This window comes from Bellilinea caldifistulae (assembly GCF_001306055.1).
Taxonomy (GTDB): domain Bacteria; phylum Chloroflexota; class Anaerolineae; order Anaerolineales; family Anaerolineaceae; genus Bellilinea; species Bellilinea caldifistulae.
Genome location: NZ_LGHJ01000012.1, coordinates 127,668 through 148,797 on the forward strand (window position 1 = coordinate 127,668; position 21,130 = coordinate 148,797).

At 55.9% G+C, this 21,130-nt stretch carries 23 protein-coding genes; 11 read left to right on the top strand and 12 right to left on the bottom strand.

The window, feature by feature from the left end:
* Positions 1–51: 51 nt before the first annotated feature.
* The 4 genes from AC812_RS06615 to AC812_RS06630 all read left to right on the top strand — a co-directional run bounded on the left by AC812_RS06615 (position 52) and on the right by AC812_RS06630 (position 3,672).
* The gene (locus AC812_RS06615) at positions 52–786 is read left to right on the top strand and encodes a DUF364 domain-containing protein (protein WP_061919334.1); all 735 of its coding nucleotides are present in this window, start codon (positions 52–54) and stop codon (positions 784–786) included.
* Between the two features lie 64 nt (positions 787–850).
* Complete coding sequence (locus AC812_RS06620) at positions 851–1,051, top strand: PspC domain-containing protein (RefSeq protein ID WP_061919336.1); 201 nt, start codon at positions 851–853, stop codon at positions 1,049–1,051.
* 85 nt (positions 1,052–1,136) lie between these two features.
* On the top strand, positions 1,137–2,114 hold the full coding sequence (locus AC812_RS06625; protein ID WP_061919338.1) for a LiaI-LiaF-like domain-containing protein: 978 nt from the start codon (positions 1,137–1,139) through the stop codon (positions 2,112–2,114).
* 157 nt (positions 2,115–2,271) lie between these two features.
* Entirely contained in the window at positions 2,272–3,672 is a 1,401-nt protein-coding gene (locus AC812_RS06630) for an alpha/beta hydrolase family protein (protein ID WP_061919340.1), read from the top strand.
* Here AC812_RS06630 and AC812_RS06635 read toward each other — a convergent pair.
* Positions 3,633–4,508 carry an HAD hydrolase family protein gene (locus tag AC812_RS06635; protein WP_061919342.1) on the bottom strand — a complete coding sequence of 292 codons (876 nt, stop codon included), beginning with the start codon at positions 4,506–4,508 and terminating at the stop codon, positions 3,633–3,635. The genes AC812_RS06630 and AC812_RS06635 overlap by 40 nt on opposite strands.
* Before the next feature lie 84 nt (positions 4,509–4,592).
* Positions 4,593–5,462 (bottom strand): M23 family metallopeptidase, encoded by an 870-nt coding sequence (locus tag AC812_RS17970; RefSeq protein WP_082149228.1) that lies wholly within the window; start codon positions 5,460–5,462, stop codon positions 4,593–4,595.
* 121 nt (positions 5,463–5,583) lie between these two features.
* Between AC812_RS17970 and AC812_RS06650 the strand changes: the two genes are divergently transcribed.
* Both AC812_RS06650 and AC812_RS06655 read left to right on the top strand, forming a co-directional pair.
* Positions 5,584–5,940, top strand: coding sequence for an MGMT family protein (locus AC812_RS06650; RefSeq protein ID WP_061919348.1), 357 nt, complete (start codon positions 5,584–5,586; stop codon positions 5,938–5,940).
* Between the two features lie 3 nt (positions 5,941–5,943).
* Positions 5,944–6,858, top strand: a complete 915-nt coding sequence (locus AC812_RS06655; RefSeq protein ID WP_061919350.1) for a YihY/virulence factor BrkB family protein — start codon at positions 5,944–5,946, stop codon at positions 6,856–6,858.
* A 50-nt stretch (positions 6,859–6,908) separates the two neighbouring features.
* Here the strand turns inward: AC812_RS06655 and AC812_RS06660 are convergent, their stop codons facing one another.
* Together AC812_RS06660 and AC812_RS06665 are read right to left on the bottom strand one after the other, a co-directional pair.
* Positions 6,909–7,526, bottom strand: coding sequence for a superoxide dismutase (locus AC812_RS06660; RefSeq protein ID WP_061919352.1), 618 nt, complete (start codon positions 7,524–7,526; stop codon positions 6,909–6,911).
* Between the two features lie 278 nt (positions 7,527–7,804).
* Positions 7,805–8,095: a PilZ domain-containing protein gene (locus tag AC812_RS06665; protein WP_061919354.1), complete on the bottom strand. Its 291-nt coding sequence runs from the start codon at positions 8,093–8,095 to the stop codon at positions 7,805–7,807.
* A gap of 143 nt (positions 8,096–8,238) precedes the next feature.
* On the opposite strand from AC812_RS06665, the gene AC812_RS06670 reads away from it, so the two are divergent.
* Entirely contained in the window at positions 8,239–9,456 is a 1,218-nt protein-coding gene (locus AC812_RS06670) for a YibE/F family protein (protein WP_061919357.1), read from the top strand.
* On the opposite strand, the gene AC812_RS06675 is transcribed toward AC812_RS06670, so the two are convergent.
* Both AC812_RS06675 and AC812_RS06680 read right to left on the bottom strand, forming a co-directional pair.
* Complete coding sequence (locus AC812_RS06675; protein ID WP_061919358.1) at positions 9,453–10,118, bottom strand: helix-turn-helix transcriptional regulator; 666 nt, start codon at positions 10,116–10,118, stop codon at positions 9,453–9,455. The genes AC812_RS06670 and AC812_RS06675 overlap by 4 nt on opposite strands.
* Positions 10,119–10,127: 9 nt before the next feature.
* Positions 10,128–11,039 (bottom strand): S1C family serine protease, encoded by a 912-nt coding sequence (locus tag AC812_RS06680; protein WP_061919360.1) that lies wholly within the window; start codon positions 11,037–11,039, stop codon positions 10,128–10,130.
* A gap of 188 nt (positions 11,040–11,227) precedes the next feature.
* On the opposite strand from AC812_RS06680, the gene AC812_RS06685 reads away from it, so the two are divergent.
* From AC812_RS06685 to AC812_RS06695, 4 genes are all read left to right on the top strand, one after another.
* Positions 11,228–12,142, top strand: a complete 915-nt coding sequence (locus tag AC812_RS06685; protein WP_061919362.1) for a DMT family transporter — start codon at positions 11,228–11,230, stop codon at positions 12,140–12,142.
* Positions 12,143–12,249: 107 nt separating this feature from the next.
* Positions 12,250–13,143 (top strand): cobamide remodeling phosphodiesterase CbiR, encoded by an 894-nt coding sequence (gene cbiR / locus AC812_RS06690; RefSeq protein ID WP_061919364.1) that lies wholly within the window; start codon positions 12,250–12,252, stop codon positions 13,141–13,143.
* Between the two features lie 18 nt (positions 13,144–13,161).
* Positions 13,162–13,335: a hypothetical protein gene (locus tag AC812_RS17540; protein WP_157235430.1), complete on the top strand. Its 174-nt coding sequence runs from the start codon at positions 13,162–13,164 to the stop codon at positions 13,333–13,335.
* Between the two features lie 8 nt (positions 13,336–13,343).
* The gene (locus AC812_RS06695; RefSeq protein ID WP_061919366.1) at positions 13,344–14,654 is read left to right on the top strand and encodes an MFS transporter; all 1,311 of its coding nucleotides are present in this window, start codon (positions 13,344–13,346) and stop codon (positions 14,652–14,654) included.
* A gap of 8 nt (positions 14,655–14,662) precedes the next feature.
* Here the strand turns inward: AC812_RS06695 and AC812_RS06700 are convergent, their stop codons facing one another.
* From AC812_RS06700 to AC812_RS06725, 6 genes are read right to left on the bottom strand one after another with little or no spacing between them, the layout of a single operon-like run.
* Positions 14,663–15,043, bottom strand: a complete 381-nt coding sequence (locus AC812_RS06700) for a hypothetical protein (RefSeq protein WP_061919368.1) — start codon at positions 15,041–15,043, stop codon at positions 14,663–14,665.
* The gene (locus tag AC812_RS06705; protein ID WP_061919370.1) at positions 15,040–16,416 is read right to left on the bottom strand and encodes an ABC transporter substrate-binding protein; all 1,377 of its coding nucleotides are present in this window, start codon (positions 16,414–16,416) and stop codon (positions 15,040–15,042) included. The genes AC812_RS06700 and AC812_RS06705 overlap by 4 nt, the downstream gene beginning before the upstream one ends.
* Complete coding sequence (locus tag AC812_RS06710; protein WP_061919372.1) at positions 16,413–17,411, bottom strand: M42 family metallopeptidase; 999 nt, start codon at positions 17,409–17,411, stop codon at positions 16,413–16,415. Before AC812_RS06710 ends, AC812_RS06705 begins: the two co-directional genes overlap by 4 nt.
* A 19-nt stretch (positions 17,412–17,430) precedes the next feature.
* The gene (locus AC812_RS06715; protein ID WP_061919374.1) at positions 17,431–18,510 is read right to left on the bottom strand and encodes a M42 family metallopeptidase; all 1,080 of its coding nucleotides are present in this window, start codon (positions 18,508–18,510) and stop codon (positions 17,431–17,433) included.
* Between the two features lie 4 nt (positions 18,511–18,514).
* Entirely contained in the window at positions 18,515–19,462 is a 948-nt protein-coding gene (locus AC812_RS06720; protein WP_061919376.1) for a DpnII family type II restriction endonuclease, read from the bottom strand.
* Entirely contained in the window at positions 19,446–21,125 is a 1,680-nt protein-coding gene (locus AC812_RS06725; protein WP_061919378.1) for a DNA methyltransferase, read from the bottom strand. The genes AC812_RS06720 and AC812_RS06725 overlap by 17 nt, the downstream gene beginning before the upstream one ends.
* Positions 21,126–21,130: the final 5 nt, after the last annotated feature.

Below are 21,130 nucleotides of genomic sequence, written 5' to 3' on the forward strand. Positions count from 1 at the left end.
TTCAAAACACCTCATCTGAATTGGGTTTATAATCGGGGCGGGAGGGTTACCATGACACTGATTGAAGCATTACTGAAGACCATGCCAGCCGAACCGGTCGCGGTACGGGAAGTAATGGTTGGCGTAAACTGGACGGCTGTGTGCAGTCGTCAATGCGGCCTTGCCGCTACGCTGCGAAATGAAGGGGAACACGGCAGCAACCGCATTCGGGATGTGGGCAGCCTTCACCTCAAAACCGCTCAAGAGCTGGCCGGCTGGCTGAAATCCGAAAATCCGCTGGAAGCCAGTTTGGGCATGGCGGCTGTAAACTCGCTCCTGCCGCCTCCTCCTGAGAATCTGCTGACGGAAATCAACGCTTTTGATTACTTACAAACCATCGCAGCCGGAAAAACGGTTGTGATGGTCGGGCACTTTCCGCAAGTGGAAAAATTACGTCACAGCGGGGCGCGCGTTCTGATTCTCGAAAAGCAACCCCGCGAACGAGACCTCCCCGCCGAAGCCGCACCGGATGTTGTTCCGTTGGCGGATATTCTTGCCATCACCGGAATGACGCTGGTCAATCACACCCTGGAAGACCTGCTGGGGTGGCGCAGTCCGCATTCCCTGGTCATGCTGCTTGGCCCCAGTACCCCGCTGACTCCCTTGCTGTTTGACTTCGGCATTCACCTGATTTCCGGCACTCAAATTGTGGATGAACAAGCCGCTCTGCTCACGATTCAGCAGGGAGCCGCTTTTCCGCAGGTCAAAGGCACCCGGCTGGTGACTCTGAGCCGATTACCGGTCTGAACTCAACTTTTCGATGCAACTTTTTTTGACCCTCCATCGTAAGTAAAAACGGAGGTAATGAACCATGCAAACCAAACGTTTATATCGAAGTCGTCAGGATCGAATGCTGGGCGGAGTGTGCGGCGGTCTGGCGGAGTATTTGGGCCTGGACCCCACCGTCGTCCGGCTGGTTTTTCTTTTGTTGTTTTTCCTCGGTGGTCAGGGATTGCTAATTTACCTGATCATGTGGCTGATTGTACCGGAAGAGCCGGTTTCTCCGCTTTAAATCCAAGCTTTATGGACGGCTATGGCCCCTTCTTCCCCAACCCGGACAGGCCATAGCCGCCTTGACCAATTGAATGGAAAAAGATATGCATCAGAAATCCTACCGTTCTCTATTTTGGCCGGTGTTGTTGATCGGCGTCGGTGTCATCTGGCTGCTGAGCAATCTCGGCGTGATTCCCCCCCAGAATCTGGCCATGCTGGTCAACCTCTGGCCGTTGATCTTGATCGTCATCGGGCTTGATTTATTGATTGGGCGCCGCTCGGCGCTGACAGGCGCACTGGTTGCCGTGGTAGCGGTTGGCATTGCTGTGGTTGTCCTGATAGCCGGGCCGGCGTTGGGACTTTCCACCAGCGGTGTTCTGCGCCATGAATCGATCCGCGATCCACTGCGAGAAGCCGCCCACGCCGAAATCACCCTCAACCTGAGCAGCCAGCCAGCCCGCATCTACCCCCTCAGCAATTCCACCAACCTGCTGGAAGCAGAGATTGATTATTTTGGCGAGCTGCGCTACACCTCAAACGGCGAAAGATTGCGCCGCATCCGCCTGCAACGTATCCAGCCCAATCCCTCGCTCAACTTTTCGGTTGATCCAACCGCCCGATGGGATATTGGCTTGACCCCTGCCATCCCGCTGGAATTAACGATTGACGCATCCTCCGGCTCGGCGGAATTCGATCTTTCTTCTTTGCAGCTAACCAGTCTGGTGATTGACCAGTCCTCGGGGCGATTGCAGATTCAACTGCCTTCGAGCGCCACGGCCTATACTGCCAAAATCAACGGCGGTTCGGGCAGTTTGCAAATCACCCTGCCGAAAGAGGGCAACTTCACCCTGCGGCTGGAAGGCAGCAGCGGAGCCATCCAGATCCGCACGGCTGGTGAAATTCCGCTGCGGCTGGAAATTCGCGATGATGGTTCGGGGAGCGTGAATCTGCCGGCCTGGCTGAATCGCATTTCCGGCAGAGATAAAGAAGGCGTGTGGGAAAGCGCCTCTTATTCTGGCGCCTCTAATCCAATCGTGATCATCTGTGAAGATTTAGGCTCTGGCTCCTTTACCATCCGCTGAGGATGAAGCAGCAACTGAACCAGGGACGGCTGGGCAAACCCAAAAAGCGCCAGCCGTCTTTGAGTTTAGAGACAAATCACTTTCGACGAAAGGATGACCGGCTAACCTTCCTGTGAGATAATCAGGGACACAATCTCTTGACGGAGCATGCTCGGATATGCGCTTTCTGGAAAACATCATCCTGATTCTGTTGTTGCTTGCTTTAGCCTGGTCATTTTTACCCCCGCAACGCCGCTCGCGGATCATCCTCTACCTGCCCTTCCTGACCGGTTTACTGATCATCGTCCATCTTGTGGTCGAAGGTGCCCGTTGGCAAATGTTTCCGGCTTACCTGCTCGCCATCGGGCTGCTGGCTAACAACACCCGTTTATTGCGCTCAACTGCCAGCCGTCCCACCTCACAGCCGGTCTGGCTGCGCTTGCTGCTCGTCCTTGGTGGACTGCTGTTATTCATTGTGGTTTCTCAACTGCCGGTACTGATTCCGGTGTTCAACCTTCCACAGCCGGGCGGCGGTTTTGATGTGGGCATAAGCCAGGTGGTACTCACCGATGAGACCCGCCCTGAAACCTTTACCAGCCAGACCGACGATTTCCGCCAAGTCCCGCTGATGATCTGGTATCCTGCCGCGAACCCCCTCAATGCCCGACCGGTTACTTACTGGCTGGATCAGCCCCAGATCAGCCGCCAGCTGGCCGGTATGCTGAACCTGCCGTTCTTTTTGCTGGATCACCTCTCGCTGGTGCAGACTCACGCCGCTTTGGATGCTCCGGCGGCAGGCGGACAGCCGCCCTTTCCGGTCATCCTCTTTTCTCACGGCTACCGGCTGGGTTACCTGCAGCAGAACACCTCCCTGATGGAAACCCTTGCCAGTCAGGGTTATGTGGTCATCAGCATTGGGCATCCCTATCAGGCGGCGGCAGTACCCGACGAAAATGGGAACTTAATCCGCTTTGCGGCTGAAACCGCCCGACGCTTTTCGCAAGATGCTGCCTTCCGTGAAGAAAGCCTGACCATCTGGACGGATGACCTGCGGTTCGTTCTCAATCACCTGCCGGATTTTCAACAGGGCAAGTTCCTGCCTCAACTGACTGGCAGACTGGACCTGGAACGAATTGGTGTCGCCGGTATGTCCTTTGGCGGTTCTGCCGCCAGCCGTTTATGCCTGCAAGAAGTCCGCTGTGATGCGCTCCTCACCCTCGACAGCCCGCAGTACGAGCCGGTGCTTTCCGCATCCTTGCAACAGCCGTCCCTGTTCTTTGCTGCGCAGGAAAGCGAATATGTACGCCGTGAGGTGTACGAACAGGTTAACGCCCCTGCCTACCTGCTCACCATTCAGGGCAGCGCTCATTATGACTTCACCGATCTGACGCTGGTTTCACCGCTCAATGCCGCTCTGGGCTTTTCCGGCGGAGTGAATGGCGATCAAATGGTGCGCATCCTCAATCAGTACAGCCTGGCTTTCTTCAATCGCCACCTGAAAGACCTGCCCGCCCCGCTGCTGGATAGCCCCTCGGCTGCTTATCCTGAGGTGACCATCACCGCCCGCAACCTGCCCTGAACCGACTCCGCCAGAGGAAGCCGCTCCAGTGCGGCTTCCAGCACCGGCTGGAAAATGCCCCGTTCGTTACGGTCGAAGATGAATTGAGCATGAGCTTTCAATGGCGGATGCGCATTGGCGGGCGCACAGGCCAGATCGGCCATATCCAGCATGGTAAAGTCGTTTTCGCCATCCCCAACCGTAATGAGCGGGACATCCTGCAGGCCGAGCGCTGGCAGCAGCGCACTCAGACCGGTCGCTTTGGTAACCCCTTTGGGGGTCATCTCGTACAGATCCCCCAGACTGGAATTACCCTCGATGGGCAAATCCCTCAGGATTTGCGCCAATTCTTCCAGTACCGGCGGTTGATCGGAAATGCACAACAACTTGCTGAACACCGGCACGGGTTCTCCCGGCTGCCACGGCAGGGGACGATAACCGTAGATAATCGCCCGCGGCCCGCCGTACGGCGAGGTGCGAATCAGCCACTCGCGCCCCTCACCCTGGGCTACCACCGCCAGCGGATGCGGGAAAGCCAGCATCCGCTCGATCAGCACAGCCGCAACCGAGGGTTCGAAAGCAAAGTGACGGTGCACCCGCTCACCCGGCAGGTAGACCAGCGCGCCGTTGTGCAATACCAGCGGGTACGGCACCGGCTGATTTTCAGCAATCAACCCGTTGATCAGCAGCGGCAGGCGCATCCCGGTCAGCGAACGCCCGGTGGCAAACACCACTGTGAGCGGTAATTCTTGTTTCAAAAATTCCACATCCATCGGGTGAAAGCGGTTTTCGGCAAACAACATCGTGCCGTCCATATCCACGGCAATCACCAGTTCCAAAGAATTCATCCCGTTCATAAACACAATATCCTTCTACCTTTCTAACCAAAACAGCCCAATTATTGCCTGAAAATCGAAAAAACACAAGGTCAGCGCGCCGACTCACGGCGCAGAGGAACATTTGTCCAGAAGGCACATCGCATCCATGCTCTGAAACAACCCGCTGACCCGCCAAAGGCAGTAAGCCGCCATTTCTTCATTGGTCGCGGAAGGATCGTAATGCGCCATGGAAGGAAAATTCACATCCGCCGGGCCGATGCGCGCTTCCAGATGCAGGTGCGGCGCCAGCGCATTGCCGGAATCACCGACCGCACCGATCACCTGTCCGCATTCGACCATCCCGCCGGGCGTGACCGCCGGCACATCCTGAAGGTGGGCATACAGCAAATAGAGCGAACGCGGACGGCTCTGCCAGTCCTCGGGCAGCGGATAAGGCGGACAGGTCAGCGCCAGCGGTTGAACCACATCTTCCGGAGCTTCCGGCAGGTTAAGCCTTGCCAAAACCTGTTCGTCCAGATCGCTCAACGGTGTCTCCACAATCAGCGCATTCCCATAAGGAAAGCGGTTGACGATGACACCGGCGACGCGCCCGCTCAAAACCGCCTGAACCGCCATTCCGCTGCGCGCAATCCGCTCCGGTTGGCTGAAATCGGCCAGATCCACCCCAAAGTGAGGATCATCGCTGCCCGGCGGAGGCGGCTTGTAGGGGTTGGAAATCTGCTCGGTCAACCGCGTCAATTCATACCCTTCCAGCGGCGAACAAATCCGGCTTTGCGGTGATGGGGTAGCGGTGGGGGATGGGGAGGGGGTCGGACCAGGCAATGCCGCCGTCCGCACGGCAGTTGCCGTCCATCCGGGTGCGGGGGAGGCGGTTTGCGGCACATGAACCGGACTGGTCGGGCTGCAGCTGACTGCCAGCAGCAACGACAATCCCAGCAGCCAGCCCGCTCCAAATCGAATTCTGTGAAGCATGGGCAAATTTTACCCGCAAAATCATGGCTGAAACGATGGATTGGCTACCGTTTTTTCCCTCCATGGGGTATCATCATAGAAAAGCAATTCTCCGACCTGTGAGGTTGCTGGGGAAACCGGTATGAAGGATGAAATCTTCAACGACCGCTCGACCAATCAACGAATTTACGACCTTGTGCGCCAGATTCCACCCGGTCGGGTGGCCAGTTACGGGCAAATTGCCCGCATGGTGGGCGGCGGGGTTGGGCCGCGCCAGGTCGGTTACGCACTGGCTGCCCTTAAATCCGGCACGGATGTACCCTGGCAGCGAGTGATCAATGCCAAAGGGCGCATCAGCCTGCCCGGCATCGGCGGGGCCATTCAACGCCAGTTGTTGATCGAGGAAGGCGTGCAATTTGACGAAAACGACAGCGTGGACTTTGAGCGTTACGGCTGGAACGCCGCTGCCGATCCAAAAAGCCGCCCTTCCACTGACTGACTCATGGTTGATCTGAAACAAGCCATTCTCCCTTATTACCTGCGGCTCAACCGCTTCAGCCGTGGGACCATTGAAATCATCCGGGTGACTCTCAAAAACTTTTCCCTGGCACGCGGCAGTGAAGCGGCGGCCAGCCTGGCGTACTATGCGCTTTTCTCATTATTCCCTTTGCTGCTGATCCTCATCTCGGTAGCCGGTTTTGTCCTCAACCGCGAAGATGCCTATCAGGCGGTGCTGACGCTGGTTTTCCAGGCCCTGCCCAACGCCGAACCGCTCATCGAACGCAATTTACAGGTCATTCTCAACCGACGCGGAACTATCGGAATCATCGGTCTCTTGGGAGCGTTCTGGTCGGCTTCGGGTTTTTTCAATACGCTGGTACGCAACATTAACCGCGCCTGGCTGAACCTCAAACCGCGCGATGTGATTCGCACCCGCCTGCTGGCTCTCGGCATGATCGGCATGATCATCCTGCTGCTCGTGCTTTCGCTGCTTTCCACCGCCGTTTTCAACCTGATTCGGGTATTCGACCGCATATTTCTCAACGGCAACCATCTGGAAAACACCTTCATCTACCCCTACCTGCGCCTGCTCATCCCGGCTTTCTTCACCTTTCTCATGTTCCTGATCATCTACCGCTGGATTCCCAATACCAAAGTGCGCTGGCGGGCCTGCATGTGGGGTTCTTTGTGGACAAGCGTAGCCTGGGAACTGGCCAAATACGGATTTAGCGCGTATTTATCCAGCGGATTGGCGCAATATGAGATTTTATACGGCTCACTCGGCACGGTATTGGCGCTGATGTTCTACATCTACCTGTCCTGCACCATCATCCTGCTGGGGGCACACCTCACTGCCACGATTGACCAGCGCAAACCGCGCCGCACCTTGACAGAACAGACCGAGGTTAAAAACTAAAAGGCAGCCCATCTTACGGCTGCCTTTGCACCTTGTAACTCCACAATGGTTTAGCGGTTAGCCTGATACCGGCTCTCGACAAAATCCCAGTTGACAATCGTCCAGAAGGCTTTGACGTAGTCGGGACGGCGGTTCTGGTAATGCAGGTAATAGGCGTGTTCCCAAACATCCAACCCCAGCAGCGGAATGTGGCCGTCCATGTAGGGGCTGTCCTGATTTGCGGTGGAATAGACCTGCAATTTTTTCTCGCCATCCAGCACCAGCCAGGCCCAGCCGGAGCCAAAGCGAGTAACGGCAGCGTTGCTGAACTTTTCCACAAAGGCGTCGTACGAACCGAAGGTGGCGTCAATCGCCTTGGCAATCTCACCCACCGGGGTTTTGCTGCCGCCGGGGGCAATCCAGTCCCAGAAGAGGGTGTGATTGAGGTGTCCACCGCCGTTGTTGCGCACCGCCGTGCGGATGTTCTCCGGCACTTCGTTGATGCGGCGCAAAATCTCTTCAATTGGATGGTCAAACCACTCGGGGGCACTCTCAAGGGCTTTGTTGAGATTGGTCACATACGCGCCGTGATGCTTATCGTGGTGAATCTCCATGGTGCGGGCATCAATGGCGGGTTCCAGGGCGTTGAAGGCGTATTTCAGGGGAGGCAGTTCAAATACTTTTGCCATCGTTCAATTTCCTTTCTTTTTGTTCTTGTTTTGATATTCATATCCCCACCCGTTCGGGGTATTTATTTATATTATTATGATAATAATACTACGATTTCAAAAGGGAGTCAATCAAGCCTGTACAGGTTTCATATCGAGTTCGTACAAGCGGGGGATGCGCACCATCACCCCGCCGGACCTGGGAATCACCCTTCTTGAATAAAAAAACAAAAGCTGCCCGCCTTCTACGGCAGGCAGCCTGAAAAGCCCATTCCACATCCGGAAGTGCTGCCGGCGCCTCAGGAAATGTTGACCGCCACGCGCATATCCTGCGCGGTGCGCTCCACCCTCACCACCTTGCCGTGCACCACCATCGAATCGCGCCCTTCCAGATGGGGAATGGACAGGGCAATCTCGGCTCCCAGCGGCAGATTGAGGTGACGGTCGGTGGAGAGCAAGATGCCCACAGCGCTGACGTTGATGGTCTTGCCGCTGGCGCGTACCGGGTCAACAATCAGCACCGGGCGTTCCCAGACGATGCGGTTGGCACGGCGGGTATTGGCGCTAGAAGGGGATAAGCGGTCTTCCATTTGTTGACAACCTTTCTTTACGATTAATCCTGAAAAAATAATAGCACATTTTATGCCAGAATAAAAGTGGGTGGAACTGCTAGTTTGTTCCTGAAACTGCACCATCGTCACGGTATGTTATAATCCCTCTCGCATCCAGAGCCATGACCTTTAACCCGAATCGAGTGAGTTTAATCCTCAGCCTGCTGGCGGTGATCGCCGGCGTAGCGCTGATTGTCTGGCTTGTTCCGTTGCTCAGCGGGCTGCTGAGTACCGAACGTCCCGCCGGTCAGGTCGGTTACGATTCCAGCACCGTGCGCGCCGAGGTGCTGGAAATCCTCGAAAGCGGGCAAATCACCCTCGGCGAGCGCCCGCAACGTTATCAGGTCTTTACCGCCCGCGTGCTGGAAGGCGATTTTGCCGGTCAAATCGTCGAGATCGAATACGGCTTGCAGCAAATCCGTTCAAACGATGCCGATGTGCGCCCCGGCGAAGTGGTGTTGATCACCGTTGGGGTAAGGCCGGATGGGAAAATCATTGCTTTTTTCACCGATTTCATCCGCACCGGCAGCATTTTGCAGTTGTTTCTGCTGTTTGTGCTGATCAGCATCCTGATCGGCGGCTGGAAGGGACTGCGCGGGTTGCTCGGTATCGCCCTCAGCCTGCTGGTCATCGTTCTGTACATCATCCCCCAGATTCTGGCCGGTAAGAACCCGGTGCTGGTCAGCATCATCGGCTCGTTTGGCTTTCTGGCCGTTTCGCTTTACATTGTCTACGGTTGGACGCTGAAAACGCACGCCGCCGTGCTGGGCATGTTGATCGCGCTGATCATCACCGGCACACTGGCCTGGGTTTCGATCAACTTCACCCGCCTGAGCGGCTTCGGCGATGAAAACGTGATGTTCCTCGCCCAAATGACCGCCACTCCGCTCGACCTGCGCGGCCTGCTGCTGGGCGGCATGATCATTGGTGCGTTGGGCGTACTGGATGATCTGGTTATCAGTCAGTCCTCGGCCGTGTTTGAATTACACGGGGCAAACCCGGCCCTCTCGCTGGGTTTTCTCTACCGCCGGGCAATGAACATCGGCCGGGATCACGTTGCCGCCACGGTCAACACGCTGGTGCTGGCTTATGCCGGCGCATCCCTGCCCATGCTGCTGCTCTTTTCGCTCAACAATCAGAATGTCGCTCTGCTGCTCAACCTCGATTTCATCGCCGAAGAGGTGGTGCGCACCCTGGTCGGTTCGGTGGGCTTATTCGCCTCGGTGCCAATTACCACGGCGCTGGCTTGTCTGGCGGCGGTTCATTCTCACCGACTCGGCAAATGGCGGCGCTGGCTCGGCCCGGAGACCGGATCAGAAGAACACACCCACTCCCATTAAATTTGCAGATAGCCGCGGCGCGCCCCAACACGGACTGCCTCGGCACGGTTCATCACCCCCAGTTTGCCGTAAATGGACGAGATGTGATATTTGACGGTATGCTCGCTGATGCCCAGCGTCAGTGCGATTTGCTTGTTGGTCAATCCCTGCGCCAGCTGCTCCAGCACTTCCACCTCACGGGGGGTCAAACGCTCTTCACCCGCTGGCGAGATCCACCCCCTCACCGCCGATGTCCCCCGCGGGTTGAACCAGACCGGCAGCCCAACCGAAAGCCCCTCCACCAGCGCAGCCAACGCCGCGCGCAAAACTTCCTCTTCCACCCCCAGTGGCAGCACGCCGACCGGCCGGTTATGGAAAACGGACGGAAGAGGCGTGCCTTGCGCCTCTTCCCAATCCGTCAGCAGCAGCAACATTGCCGCCGGATGATCCCTTGGCAGGTGGTGATCCACCTCGTTTAACTGGCGGGACGAAAGAACTGCCACCAGCACATCCACCGGTTCTTCCAACCGGTTTAATTCGGCTGTATCTGCCATCTCAGCAGTAATGGTGAGGCGTTCGCTGCCGGATAGCAACGCCCGAAGCCCGGCACGGATGGTACCGCCCGGGCTCAGCAGTGCAACCTGCAACGGACTTTCTTGCCTGCCCCTGAAATCCGCTGCCATCAGTTCATCTCAACGTTCACCCACGGTGACCTGTTTTTCAAGCCGTTGACCACCGCGCAGCAATTCAAGGGTGACAGTGCTGCCGACCACATCCGCCGAAAGCACCGAAACCAGGTCTTCGGGGTCATTCAACGGTCGAGTGTTGATGGCAGCCAGAATATCACCTACCATCAAACCGGCTTCCGCCGCCGGAGTGCCTTCCTCAACGCCAACCAGCAGTAAACCGCGTTCCTGCGTGCGGTTCAACGCTTGTTGCAAGGCCGAGGGGATTTCAACCGGCTGGCTGCGAATGCCCAAATACCCGCGCCGAATGCGTCCATGCCGGGCCAATACATTGCCAATCTCCCAGGCCACCGCCACCGGGATGGAGAGGAACGTACCGCCCGCCAGCCCGGAGGTATTGATACCCAGCAGCCGGCCGTTCAGATCAACCAGGCCACCGCCCGAAAAGCCGGGGTAAGGGGTGGCATCCAGCCGAAAGAAGCGCCGCAGAAGCCCACCCCGCATCGTCCGCACCGGCCCGCCGATGGCCGAAATCAACGCCCAACCCACCTGAATTCCGTCCGGATCCGGGCGCGCCACGGTCAGCGCCGGTTGGCCGATTTTGCCTTCGCTTTCGGCGGTTACCGCAGGTGTCAGCACCGCTTCTTCCAGCCGCAGCAAAGCCAGATCATTGGCAGGGTCACGGCCTGCCAGCGAAGCAGCCTGAACACTGCCATCCGGCAAAAGAATGCGGATATTTTCCTCCCGTTCGACCACATGATCGGCGGTCAGGATCAAATTAGACGAATACGCCAACCCGCTGCCGGGCAGACGCTTGCGGGCATCCACCAGCACCGTGTAGGTGGCCGCCCGCTCGGCCGCGCTGGTCCATCCCTCCGAGACTTTGCTCATCCACTCGCTGCTCGTTTCACCTGACATTCAACACCTCCTTTTTCAGTATAACGATATGCCCTTTTCAGGGCAATCCACCTGTCTGATTTCAGTATACTTAGGCGGGTTGATTTCTGCCTCTGCCATTTGGGGGATGCCCCCACCCGGAAAAACGGACAGGAACAGGTCATCACTACCTTGCCCTGCAAAGATGTGATAAGATTGCCCCCAAGCCCATGGATGCCCTCCTCGATCTGCTTCTCTCCCCCATCGGCGGTGGTCTGGCTGCCCTGACCGCCGCTTTTCTGTGGGCGCTGGCCTCCTTGTGGTTCACCCGCCTGGGCAGCCACCTGTCGGTGATTGAAGTCAACCTCCTCAAAGGGCTGCTGGCGTTGATTCTGCTGGTGATAACCCTGTACGGCAGCGGCGGCAGCCTGCAATCCATTCCAAAAAACGCGTTGGGGCTGCTGCTGATCAGCGGGGTGGTCGGCATTACGCTGGGTGATAGCGCCTATCTGCAAGCTCTTCAACACCTGGGGCCGCGCCGAACTTTGCTTTTAGCCACGCTTGCCCCGCCCATGGTCGGGCTGATCGCCTGGGGAGTGTTGGGTGAAACCCTCTCGTGGCTCTCCTGGCTGGGTATCTTTGTCACGGTGGCGGGCATTGCCTGGGTAATTCTGGAACGCACCCCGGATTCAGCACCGGCATTTGACCTTAAACGCGGTTTGTGGTTTGGTTTTCTGGCGGCCCTCTCGCAGTCGGTTGCTCTGGTGCTTTCACGCGTGGCTTTGACCCGCACCAGCGTGGATTCGCTGCAAAGCACCATTTTGCGCCTGGCAGCCGCCGTGGTTGTACTGGCGGCCTGGTCGCTGATCCGCCGCCGGTCGCTCATCAGTATTTCCGTTTTTCGGGCTCAACCTCAGCTGTGGGGAACCCTGGCAGCAGCCACGTTCATCGGCACCTATCTGGCGATGTGGCTGCAACAGGTCTCGATTGGGCTTGCCCCGGCCGGTATCGTCCAGACTCTGCTTTCGGCCAGCCCGTTATTCATCCTGCCGATGGCTGCCTTACAGGGACAAAAAATCACCCCGCGCGCCGTGCTGGGCGCTCTGCTGGCCTTAAGCGGGGTGGCCTTGTTATTCGCGAGTTAACTTCCGGTTAAAACCGCCTTTTTCTGCTGCGAATTTACCGCGAATTGTATACAATGAAGCCGTATTGGGGTTAATCCCTTAAGAATCCACCTGCAGCGAGGTCAATGATGAAATTCGGAATCATGGCGATGCAAATGGAAGCCCTTCTCCCGCCGGTCAGCAATGCGCAGGAAGCCATGCAGCATGTTGCCTCTTTCAGCCATGCGGGGCTGATTCGTAAGCTGCATTCAGCCGGTTTCTCCCTCATTGAACTGGGCGGTGATCTGGGGATGTGGTTTCCAACGGCTTTTTCCCCAACCGTCATCGAAGAACTGGCTCAACTGAAAGACGAACTGGAATTGGCTTATACCGTTCACCTGCCGCTCTGGTCGGTGGAGCCCTCCACTCCCCTTCAGGCGGTACGACTCGGCTCGGTGCAGGCGCTGACAGACTGCATCCACGCCACCCTGCCCTTACAACCCGCTTGTTATGTCCTGCATGCTACTGGCGCGCTGGCCGCCGAGTTTTACCAGATGCGCTTGCCGCCCGCCGGCAAGGGGTTGATTTTACGCCAGTTCCAACAAAACGCGCTGCAATCCATTCAGGAACTTCTTCAGCAAACCGGCCTGCCGCCGCGCAAACTGGCCATCGAAACCATTGAGTTCCCCTTTGACCTGACGCTGGAGATGGCCGAGCGGCTCGACCTGTCGGTTTGTCTGGATACCGGTCACGTACTGGCCGGTTTTTCCGGGGCGCTGGATGTCTTCACGGTGTTGGAGCAGGTGCTGCCGCATCTGGGCGAAGTCCATCTGCACGACTGTCCCCGCCCGGCCAGGCCAGATCAACCTTCCTACGGCATGGACCATCAACCCCTCGGCAGCGGTGACCTCGACACCGCCCGTTTGCTCGATCGTTTGAGCGAATCCGGCTTTGATGGCCCGGTGATCTTTGAACTGACCGTTCCACAGGCTTTATCCTCCCTGCAGGTGATCCGGCAATTGCGCCCGGCACTGCTGGCCTGACCCGCCGGAGAAAATTCCATGGACAAGAAAAAATTAAACTGGTTCGATCACATTGCGCTGAATGCCTGCTGGCTGGGAATAAACATCGCCTCCGGCGTGATTACGCCATTGCTGCTGCCTTATCTGGTGCTGCTGTTCATGCCCGAAGAGCAAAAAACACCTACCTTGCCAATGTACGAGTCATCGGCCTGACGGTTGCCATGCTGGTGCAGCCGCTTGGCGGCATGTTATCGGATCGCAGTACCTCACGCTTTGGACGGCGGCGGCCATTCATCTTTGGCGGTACGCTGGCCAATGTGGTTTTCCTTGCCATCATTGGCGCAACCCCCCTGTTCATCGGCTCACCCTTGGATGAGGTCTTTCAATCCAGTTTGGGCATTTCAACCGCTTATGCAGTCCTGCTGGTAGGAATTGTCCTGCTGCAAATTTCATCCAATATTTCCCAGGGTGCGCTGCAAGGTCTGATTCCCGACCTGGTGCCGGAAAATCAGCGTGGGCGTTCCTCCGGTATCAAAGCAGTTATGGAACTTCTGCCGGTCTTTCTGGTCATCTTCATCGGCCCGCTCATTGACCGCGGGCAGGTTGGAGTGGTCATGGGGATTGTGGCAGTCGGTTATCTGGTGACGATGGCAGTAACCGTCCTGTTTGCCCGAGAAACCCCCATCCGCCAAAAGCCCGCTGATGGCGTTGGAGACCGTTTTCTGCGCCTGCTGGCACTGACCGGCATTTTTGTTGGGGCTACGCGGCTGGCGGTCTGGCTGGTGAGCATCAGCGGCAGCCGCCTGACCCAAATGGGGGTAAGCCGCGAGGTCCAGATTTTACTGATCGGGTTGGCCGGGCTGGCAGCCATGGCCGGCTCCATCCTGATTGGCGTTTATTTTGGCGCCTCGGTCGGGATCGGAAAAGAGGCCCGCCAGCAGACTTCTTTTATCTGGTGGGTGATCAACCGCCTGCTCTTCCTGGCAGCCGTCGGCTCCATTCAGGGCTTTGCCCAGTTTTACCTGCGCGATGTACTGCAACTCCCCAACCCGGCTACCAGTACAACCCTGCTGCTGGCGGCTGTAGCCATCTTTCTGATCCCCTCGGCAATTTACGGCGGCACCCTGGCAGACCGCTTTGGGCCAAAACGTTTGGTGCTGTACGCCGGGCTGATCGCCGCCTTTGGCACGCTGATTCTCCTGTTTGCTCCAAACTTCCCGGTCGTGATTCTAAGCGGCTGCATCATTGGTCTGGGTACCGGCACCTTCTTTGCCTCCAACTGGGCGCTGGGCACCGAACTGGCCCCTCCTCAGGAAGCCGGACGTTACCTGGGGATTTCCAATCTGGCCGGGGCTGGAGCAGGCATTGTGGGGGCTGGCATCGGCGGCCCGATTGCCGACTTCTTCAACAAGATTGAACCCGGTCTGGGTTATCTGGTCATCTTTACCATCTACGGGGCGCTTTTCCTGTTCTCCGTACTGACTCTTGCGAAAATCCGCCTACCGGGTCAAAGAACCGCCCGCAGTTCCTGATTAAACCGCTATTTCGACTGTGACGTTTGACGTTGGGCGGCAATGCCGCTCAACGTCCCGATCACCACAATCAACACCAGAACGACCGCCCCAAACACAATCCCAAAAGTTTGCTCGCGGTTGGCAAGCAATTCCGCCGGTATCGGGGTGGGGGATGGTCTGCCGGCCTGAATCTCACCGGTCGGTGTCTGTGCCGGCAGGGGAGTTATCTCAACCGTTGGCGAAGGCGCAGCGGTCTGACGAGGAGAAATCGGCTCGCTGAACGCCATTGCCGCCCAAAAGGCCGCCAGCACCAGCACCAAACCGAGAAGATGGGGGTTTTGCTTCTTCACCCACTCCCGCCAGATGGCAATTCGCCGGATAATTCCATCCACAAAGCCCTGGTTCATGGTGTAAGCAACTTCTCCACCGCCGATTGTGCCGCCTGAGCCGGGCTGGACTGGTTGCGCAGTACAGCCAGACCACTTTCCCTCAGCACCGGACCGAGACTGGCAAGGATTTCGTTCGAGGGGCGAATTTGTGCCGAAAGCACCACGCGGCTCAACGTGTTTTGCAGCGTGACCGGCTGCCAGGCCGAGAGAGAGGTGGGGTGTACCGGCAGATAACCAGCCGCCACCGCCCATTCGGCCAGAAAATCAGCCGCGTTGAGATACTCCGCCAGTTCCACCGCCATTTGACGGCGCTGCGGATCGGGATCGGCAATCGCCAGTCCCCAACCAATTGCCTGAGTAAAATCATCTCCACCCAGCGAGGGAAGTAACATGGGGGTCGTATCGGCTGGCAGTTCGCTCAGGTAAAAAGAGGCAAAAGTCACTGCCCAATCCGCCTGTCCTTCCAGATAGGCCTGCCAGACCTGCCCGCCGCTCTGATACTGGGTCACCGATTGCGGAAACGTTCCCCGGCGGGCGCCTTCCTGATACAGTTCAAAAACTTGTTGCAGTAAATCCGCTTGCAGGGCAGGCCTGCCCTGCAAATCCTGCACCAGTCCACCCAGCGAACGGTACAGGGTCAGGGTAAGCAGGGCTTGGGGGTCATCGCCGGCGAAAAGAAGCGGGTTACCAAAGGCGAGTACTTCCTGCCAGGTTTGCGGCGGGCTGCCGCCTACGCTGGCCGGGCGGTAAAAGAGCATCAACGCATCGCCAGCAATCGGCAAAGCAAAGGGGATATCCTGCACCCGGCTCAACTGACGGGCATACGGATACCAGTCCACGCTTTCGATTTCTTCGCTCACCCCCTCCAGGGGATAGATCAGGCCTTTCAGAGCCGCCGCTTCCAGGTCACCCCGGTTCAAGGCAATCACCGAGGGTAAGGCAGCCGGGGCGGCAGCAGCCGCCGCCGTCAGCGATTCGAGCAGCCCGCCCGGCCCGGAAGGGGCTTTGATCCGTACATGAATCAACACCCCCGGATTTTCCTCCATGAACGCATCCAGCCGTTGCTGCAGCAATTGTGCGGCAGGAGTATCGGCAGCCGGGTCAAATTGCGGCGGCAGCCAGAGCGTGAGGGTGACTGCACCGCTAAAAGTCGGTTGTGGTTCGGGCGTAACGCTCGCTTCTGCCTCAGGTGTGAGCGTGATCGGGGCTTCCGGCGTGCTGGTCGGAGGGGGGCTGAATAACCCCGGCAAAATCGGTTCCAGCCACTGGACACATCCACCTAACAGTGCCAGAATCAAAACCGCCGCCGTCAGGCGCATCAGCGCCGGAGAGATCCTTCGGTTGCCATCCCCCTTTCGGTTTTTACCGGTGCGGGGAAGCAGACCAGTCATTTCAATTCAACCGGTGATTCCAGCAAAGCCTTTAACAAGCCGACGGCGTTTTGCACATCCTCAAAATCCACCATCTCGGATGGCGTATGAATGTAACGGCAGGGGATGGAAAGACAGCCAGCCGGCACGCCGGCGCGGGTCAACTGCATGGCGCGGGCATCCGTTGACCCGCCTTCCAGAATCTCCAGTTGATAGGGAATGCCAGCCTGTTCGGCGGTATCCGCCATCCAGCGCACCACGCGCGGGTCGGCAATCATGCCGCTATCCTTGACTTTGATGGCGGGCCCCTTGCCAAGCGCAACCGCCATCTTCAACCCTTTGGGGGTATCGCCGGTAGCGGTTACATCCACCGCAATCCCAATTTCCGGGTCAACACCAAAAGCGGCAGTGGTAGCGCCCCGCACCCCAACCTCTTCCTGAGTGGAGAAGACGAAGTAGACCTCATGCGGGGTGTTCTTCAACTGGCGCAGCGTTTCCATCATGACCGCTACCGAGATGCGGTCATCCATAGATTTGGCTACCAACCGCTTGCCCAGGTCCAAAAACGGGCGTTCAAAAGCAGCCACATCCCCCACCCGTACCGGGCAATCCTCCTTGCTGGTTGCTCCCACGTCAATGAACAATTTGTCAAAACTGTGGACGCGCTCCATATTTTCCAGACGTTCACCGCCGATTACCCCGGCAACCCCGTTCAAAAAGCGTACCCGTCCGCCATAGAGTGTGTGCGGACGCACGCCGCCAATGGTCGAAAAGCGCACAAAACCATTTTCATCTACATGAGTGGCAATCAGGCCGATTTCGTCCATGTGGGCCGCCAGCATGATGCGCTTGCCGGACGGGCTTTTTTGACCTTTTCGCACGACCAGATTACCCAGCGCATCCACGCGTACCTCATCCGCCCAATCTTTGACTTCTCCCAAAATCAGTTCGCGGACAGGCATCTCATAGCCCGAGGGGGCAATGGTTTCCACCAGTTTTTGAATTAGCGCTTTCATGCAAATCTCCTGGAACAGTTTAGCGATCTTCTGAGAATAACTGCGGGCTGAGCCGCTCCAATCCATGATACAACAAAGACAGGGTGTTTTCCCAATCCAACAAGCGCGCTTGAAGGGCGGGGGTATGGGCATAGCGCACCGGTACCGAAACGGACACTACCGGAATACCCTCCCGCTGCTTGTGAATGGCGCCGGCATCCGTGCCGCCACCGCCGGGCTGGCGAATCTGATAAGGAATACCCATCTCCTCCGCCGTGCGAATCAGATGACGAATCAAGCGCGGGTCGGAAAGAGTGGCGGCATCGGCTACATAGATGGCCGGACCACCCCCAAGGCGGGTATTATACCGGGTATTTTCCTCCCCGTCCCAGGCAGGCAAGTCATTGGCAGGGGTGGCATCTACGGCAATCGCCACATCCGGGTTGAACGCATAAGCCGCCACGCCAGCCCCGCGCAAGCCGATCTCCTCCTGCACGGTAAAGGCTGCCTGCAATTCCACGTTAGGCGGTGGATTTTTGATTAACTCGATCAGGGCAGCCACGCCCAGCCGGTCATCCAGCGCCTTACCCACCAGACTCGGCCCAGCCTGCCGGAAACGAGTCGCAAAGCCAGCTCGCTCACCCGTTTTGACCTTCTTGCCGTTTTCATTGCCAAGGTCAATCCGTAATTGTTCAACCGTGAGGGCGTTTTTTCGCTCATCGGGTGTCGTCAGATGAATGGGGCGCGTGCCGATCACCCCCGGCAGATGCTCTTTTCCCACTAAAACCGGCTTGCCGACCAACACGCGCGGGTCAATACCGCCGACTACTTCAAAGCGATACCAACCGCCCTCTTCCTCTTCAACGAGGATGAAACCGACCTCGTCCATGTGGGCGGCCAGCATGACTCGCAGGGGGTTTTCTTCCTGGGCATGGCGCACGGCCAGCACATTCCCAAGGGCATCCACGCGCACTTCATCGGCAAAGGGTTGGATTTCCTCCAGTACGATGGCGCGCACTTCACGCTCATCACCCGAAACAGCCACCGCATTCGACAGGCGTTCGAGCAGATCCAGTTGGCTTTTTGAAACAGGTTGTGAAAATGGGGAATATTCGCTCATAAGACTAATTCTTTTCGTGGTATTTTTTGGGAACGAAATCCAACACGATTTTTTCAAGATCGCCTAAATTGCTCAGGTTCAGGAAGAAATGACAGTTTTCCCAAAGGCGATAAAGGTCTCGTCTTCTGGCCAGCCAGCCACCACCATCGGCAAAATTAACGAAAATTCGCTTTTCATTATAACGGCTATTACTATGACGAATGCGGTCATAAATTGCGAGCATGTCCCGCGCCTTATTGGTTTGACCACTGCTTGTGGTTTCCTGGAAAGAGCTCATAATAATCACCCATGGGTCATCCAGGCTCGGCACTGCAAAATCTATGTCGGTTTCCACGAAACGTGATCGTCCTTGTTCAAACGGTATGCCATACTGGCTTTCAACTTTCCGCAAAACATTTTCTATTTCTGCTTCGACGTGATGTCCTTTTTTCGCGCCATAAGTCCCGATTAATGAGCGCTTGTAACGTACTTTGCGAGCCGCCTGTGTACTGGCACCAATTTCAGCGTAATTCAAACTTTCCAGATAATATCGGGGAATAAAGGCAGTCAGTTCCCCATCATTGCAACCGTTAAAAAGTAAAGAAACGATTTGACTCAGAAAATTCGGATCTTGTGAAATCCTGCTCTTGATCCTGACAAGCGACCATTCTGCATCAAAACCGCCCTCAATTCTTCCTATGCGCCTCAAGAGAGAAATAATTCTCAAGAATTTTTCTTCGGAAAGCTCCAAATCCCTGAGAATAACATCCAAAACTGCGGGGTTTTGAACAATTTTCTTCCGCAAATCTTCTTCTCTAATCGGATGAACACCGGAAAGCTGCGCCTGGGCTGCCAGTTCCAGCAAATTGTCAACCTCTCGATCAATTTCATCCTCCAAAGAAGGATTTAGATAAAAAACGCTTGCGCTCTTCCAGACTTGCTCAAAGGATATTTTTTCAATGCTTCTGGTCATCGGCAATCTCCAATTTTGCGGCCTTGATCGCTTTCCCCCATGTCGGGAACACATCCAGATAAACTTTCAAATCATATTGGCTGTAGGTTTCCACATCTTGCGGTGTGGGAAGTCTTCCTAGTTTTCTGGCCAACGAACGCAATTCCAGCTGGAGCTCTTTCTTTGTCAATTCCGTTTTTGAACGCCGGATAGAAGGACGAAGCACTTCCCCATTTTGCTGAACTTCTTGAATTTTTTTCTGCATCAATTCAACATAAAAGGGATCAATGTCAATTCCGACGAAACGACGGTTTAATTTTGCCGCCGTGATGATTGTGGTTCCAGTGCCGGCTAGCGCATCGAGAACGACATCATTTGGATTCGTTGTGAGTAATATGATTCGTTTGAGCAACGCTTCCGGCAATTGACAGGGATGCCAGTCACGATCACGCCGATGCTTAATCCGATGGATATCCCACCATATATCCGAAAGCATTTCCTGCTGGTTTTCACCCCTTAACTTCCGATTGCGAATACAGGAAGCCCGTAAACAATAGACACGGCTTTCAATATTCTTGATTGCTTCATAGTTAAACGTAAAACCTTCTTTTTGTTTGGTGTAAAAAAGCAGGCTGTAATGAGCAGGCATTAATTTTCCACGCGGCTCAGAAAGTGCATCCCAAACAATCCAGTTTTGAAAGTACAATCGCTGGTTCAGGTAATCAGCATGATACATGGACCAACGCGGGAGGTTCAGAACAAACAAAGAACCGGTAGGTTTCAAGACCCGGATATATTCTGCCAGCCACTGATTACACCATTCCAGATATTCTTTACCAGCCAGTTCATCATTATACACATTGTAAGATTTGTCTAGATTATAGGGAGGATCAGCAAAGACCAAATCAATTGAATCGTTCGGATATTTCTTAAGAATCTCTAACGCATCTCCCTGTAATACCACATTAAAGCCGGGGATTGTCTCATCCAGACGATCAGTGTTTGAAGCAGTTTTTTGCGGTTCAATCACCGAAAACAAGCCTGGTTGATATTGAATTCTATTTTCCCCAATCTGCTTCACTGTTGAGTTTGTGTGTAATGCCCCCGCCGGGCCAGCCCAGCCGACAATTTCCTTACCATTGACATCTACCAAACTCAATATCCGCTGAAAGGATGCTTCGCTCAAAGAAGTATAGTTATCTTCTGTATCTAACGATTTCCAAACATCCGAAATGGCTGCCCCAGCCGGATTCATCAAGTGGGCTTTCCCTCCCCAGTCCTTCACTGTTTTACCGCAGGCTTTGCAAAACTCATGGGGAGTTCTTATTTTGTTAATTTCAAAATGATGACCTTTTACAAACATCAATAAACCGGCGTGGACAGATGGTAGTCCATTGGTAAATTGTCTTACCCTGGACTCAAGAGCAATCCAGTACTTAAAGTTCAAGCGCTGATCGAGATACACCCCAAGCGAGGGCAAATTAAACGGCAAACCCTGGACGAACAATATTCCACCAGGTTTCAAGGCACGCACCAGATTATCCAAAATATTATAAATGGACCGACGGGTCTCTTGACCAAGCCCGCCCGAAATCAGTAAGGCAAAATCCAATGATTTGGATTCAAGCTTTTTAGCATTATCTACTATAAATGGTTCATCTGGTGTAATTAGATGTTTGATCATCTTGA

What these genes read in the sequence shown, in the direction of transcription:
- AC812_RS06615 (WP_061919334.1), top strand. Translation starts at nt 52, where the DNA reads ATGACACTGATTGAAGCATTACTGAAGACCATGCCAGCCGAACCGGTC.
- AC812_RS06620 (WP_061919336.1), top strand. Translation starts at nt 851, where the DNA reads ATGCAAACCAAACGTTTATATCGAAGTCGTCAGGATCGAATGCTGGGC.
- AC812_RS06625 (WP_061919338.1), top strand. Translation starts at nt 1,137, where the DNA reads ATGCATCAGAAATCCTACCGTTCTCTATTTTGGCCGGTGTTGTTGATC.
- AC812_RS06630 (WP_061919340.1), top strand. Translation starts at nt 2,272, where the DNA reads ATGCGCTTTCTGGAAAACATCATCCTGATTCTGTTGTTGCTTGCTTTA.
- AC812_RS06635 (WP_061919342.1), bottom strand. Translation starts at nt 4,508, where the DNA reads ATGAACGGGATGAATTCTTTGGAACTGGTGATTGCCGTGGATATGGAC.
- AC812_RS17970 (WP_082149228.1), bottom strand. Translation starts at nt 5,462, where the DNA reads ATGCTTCACAGAATTCGATTTGGAGCGGGCTGGCTGCTGGGATTGTCG.
- AC812_RS06650 (WP_061919348.1), top strand. Translation starts at nt 5,584, where the DNA reads ATGAAGGATGAAATCTTCAACGACCGCTCGACCAATCAACGAATTTAC.
- AC812_RS06655 (WP_061919350.1), top strand. Translation starts at nt 5,944, where the DNA reads ATGGTTGATCTGAAACAAGCCATTCTCCCTTATTACCTGCGGCTCAAC.
- AC812_RS06660 (WP_061919352.1), bottom strand. Translation starts at nt 7,526, where the DNA reads ATGGCAAAAGTATTTGAACTGCCTCCCCTGAAATACGCCTTCAACGCC.
- AC812_RS06665 (WP_061919354.1), bottom strand. Translation starts at nt 8,095, where the DNA reads ATGGAAGACCGCTTATCCCCTTCTAGCGCCAATACCCGCCGTGCCAAC.
- AC812_RS06670 (WP_061919357.1), top strand. Translation starts at nt 8,239, where the DNA reads ATGACCTTTAACCCGAATCGAGTGAGTTTAATCCTCAGCCTGCTGGCG.
- AC812_RS06675 (WP_061919358.1), bottom strand. Translation starts at nt 10,118, where the DNA reads ATGGCAGCGGATTTCAGGGGCAGGCAAGAAAGTCCGTTGCAGGTTGCA.
- AC812_RS06680 (WP_061919360.1), bottom strand. Translation starts at nt 11,039, where the DNA reads ATGTCAGGTGAAACGAGCAGCGAGTGGATGAGCAAAGTCTCGGAGGGA.
- AC812_RS06685 (WP_061919362.1), top strand. Translation starts at nt 11,228, where the DNA reads ATGGATGCCCTCCTCGATCTGCTTCTCTCCCCCATCGGCGGTGGTCTG.
- cbiR (WP_061919364.1), top strand. Translation starts at nt 12,250, where the DNA reads ATGAAATTCGGAATCATGGCGATGCAAATGGAAGCCCTTCTCCCGCCG.
- AC812_RS17540 (WP_157235430.1), top strand. Translation starts at nt 13,162, where the DNA reads ATGGACAAGAAAAAATTAAACTGGTTCGATCACATTGCGCTGAATGCC.
- AC812_RS06695 (WP_061919366.1), top strand. Translation starts at nt 13,344, where the DNA reads ATGCTGGTGCAGCCGCTTGGCGGCATGTTATCGGATCGCAGTACCTCA.
- AC812_RS06700 (WP_061919368.1), bottom strand. Translation starts at nt 15,043, where the DNA reads ATGAACCAGGGCTTTGTGGATGGAATTATCCGGCGAATTGCCATCTGG.
- AC812_RS06705 (WP_061919370.1), bottom strand. Translation starts at nt 16,416, where the DNA reads ATGACTGGTCTGCTTCCCCGCACCGGTAAAAACCGAAAGGGGGATGGC.
- AC812_RS06710 (WP_061919372.1), bottom strand. Translation starts at nt 17,411, where the DNA reads ATGAAAGCGCTAATTCAAAAACTGGTGGAAACCATTGCCCCCTCGGGC.
- AC812_RS06715 (WP_061919374.1), bottom strand. Translation starts at nt 18,510, where the DNA reads ATGAGCGAATATTCCCCATTTTCACAACCTGTTTCAAAAAGCCAACTG.
- AC812_RS06720 (WP_061919376.1), bottom strand. Translation starts at nt 19,462, where the DNA reads ATGACCAGAAGCATTGAAAAAATATCCTTTGAGCAAGTCTGGAAGAGC.
- AC812_RS06725 (WP_061919378.1), bottom strand. Translation starts at nt 21,125, where the DNA reads ATGATCAAACATCTAATTACACCAGATGAACCATTTATAGTAGATAAT.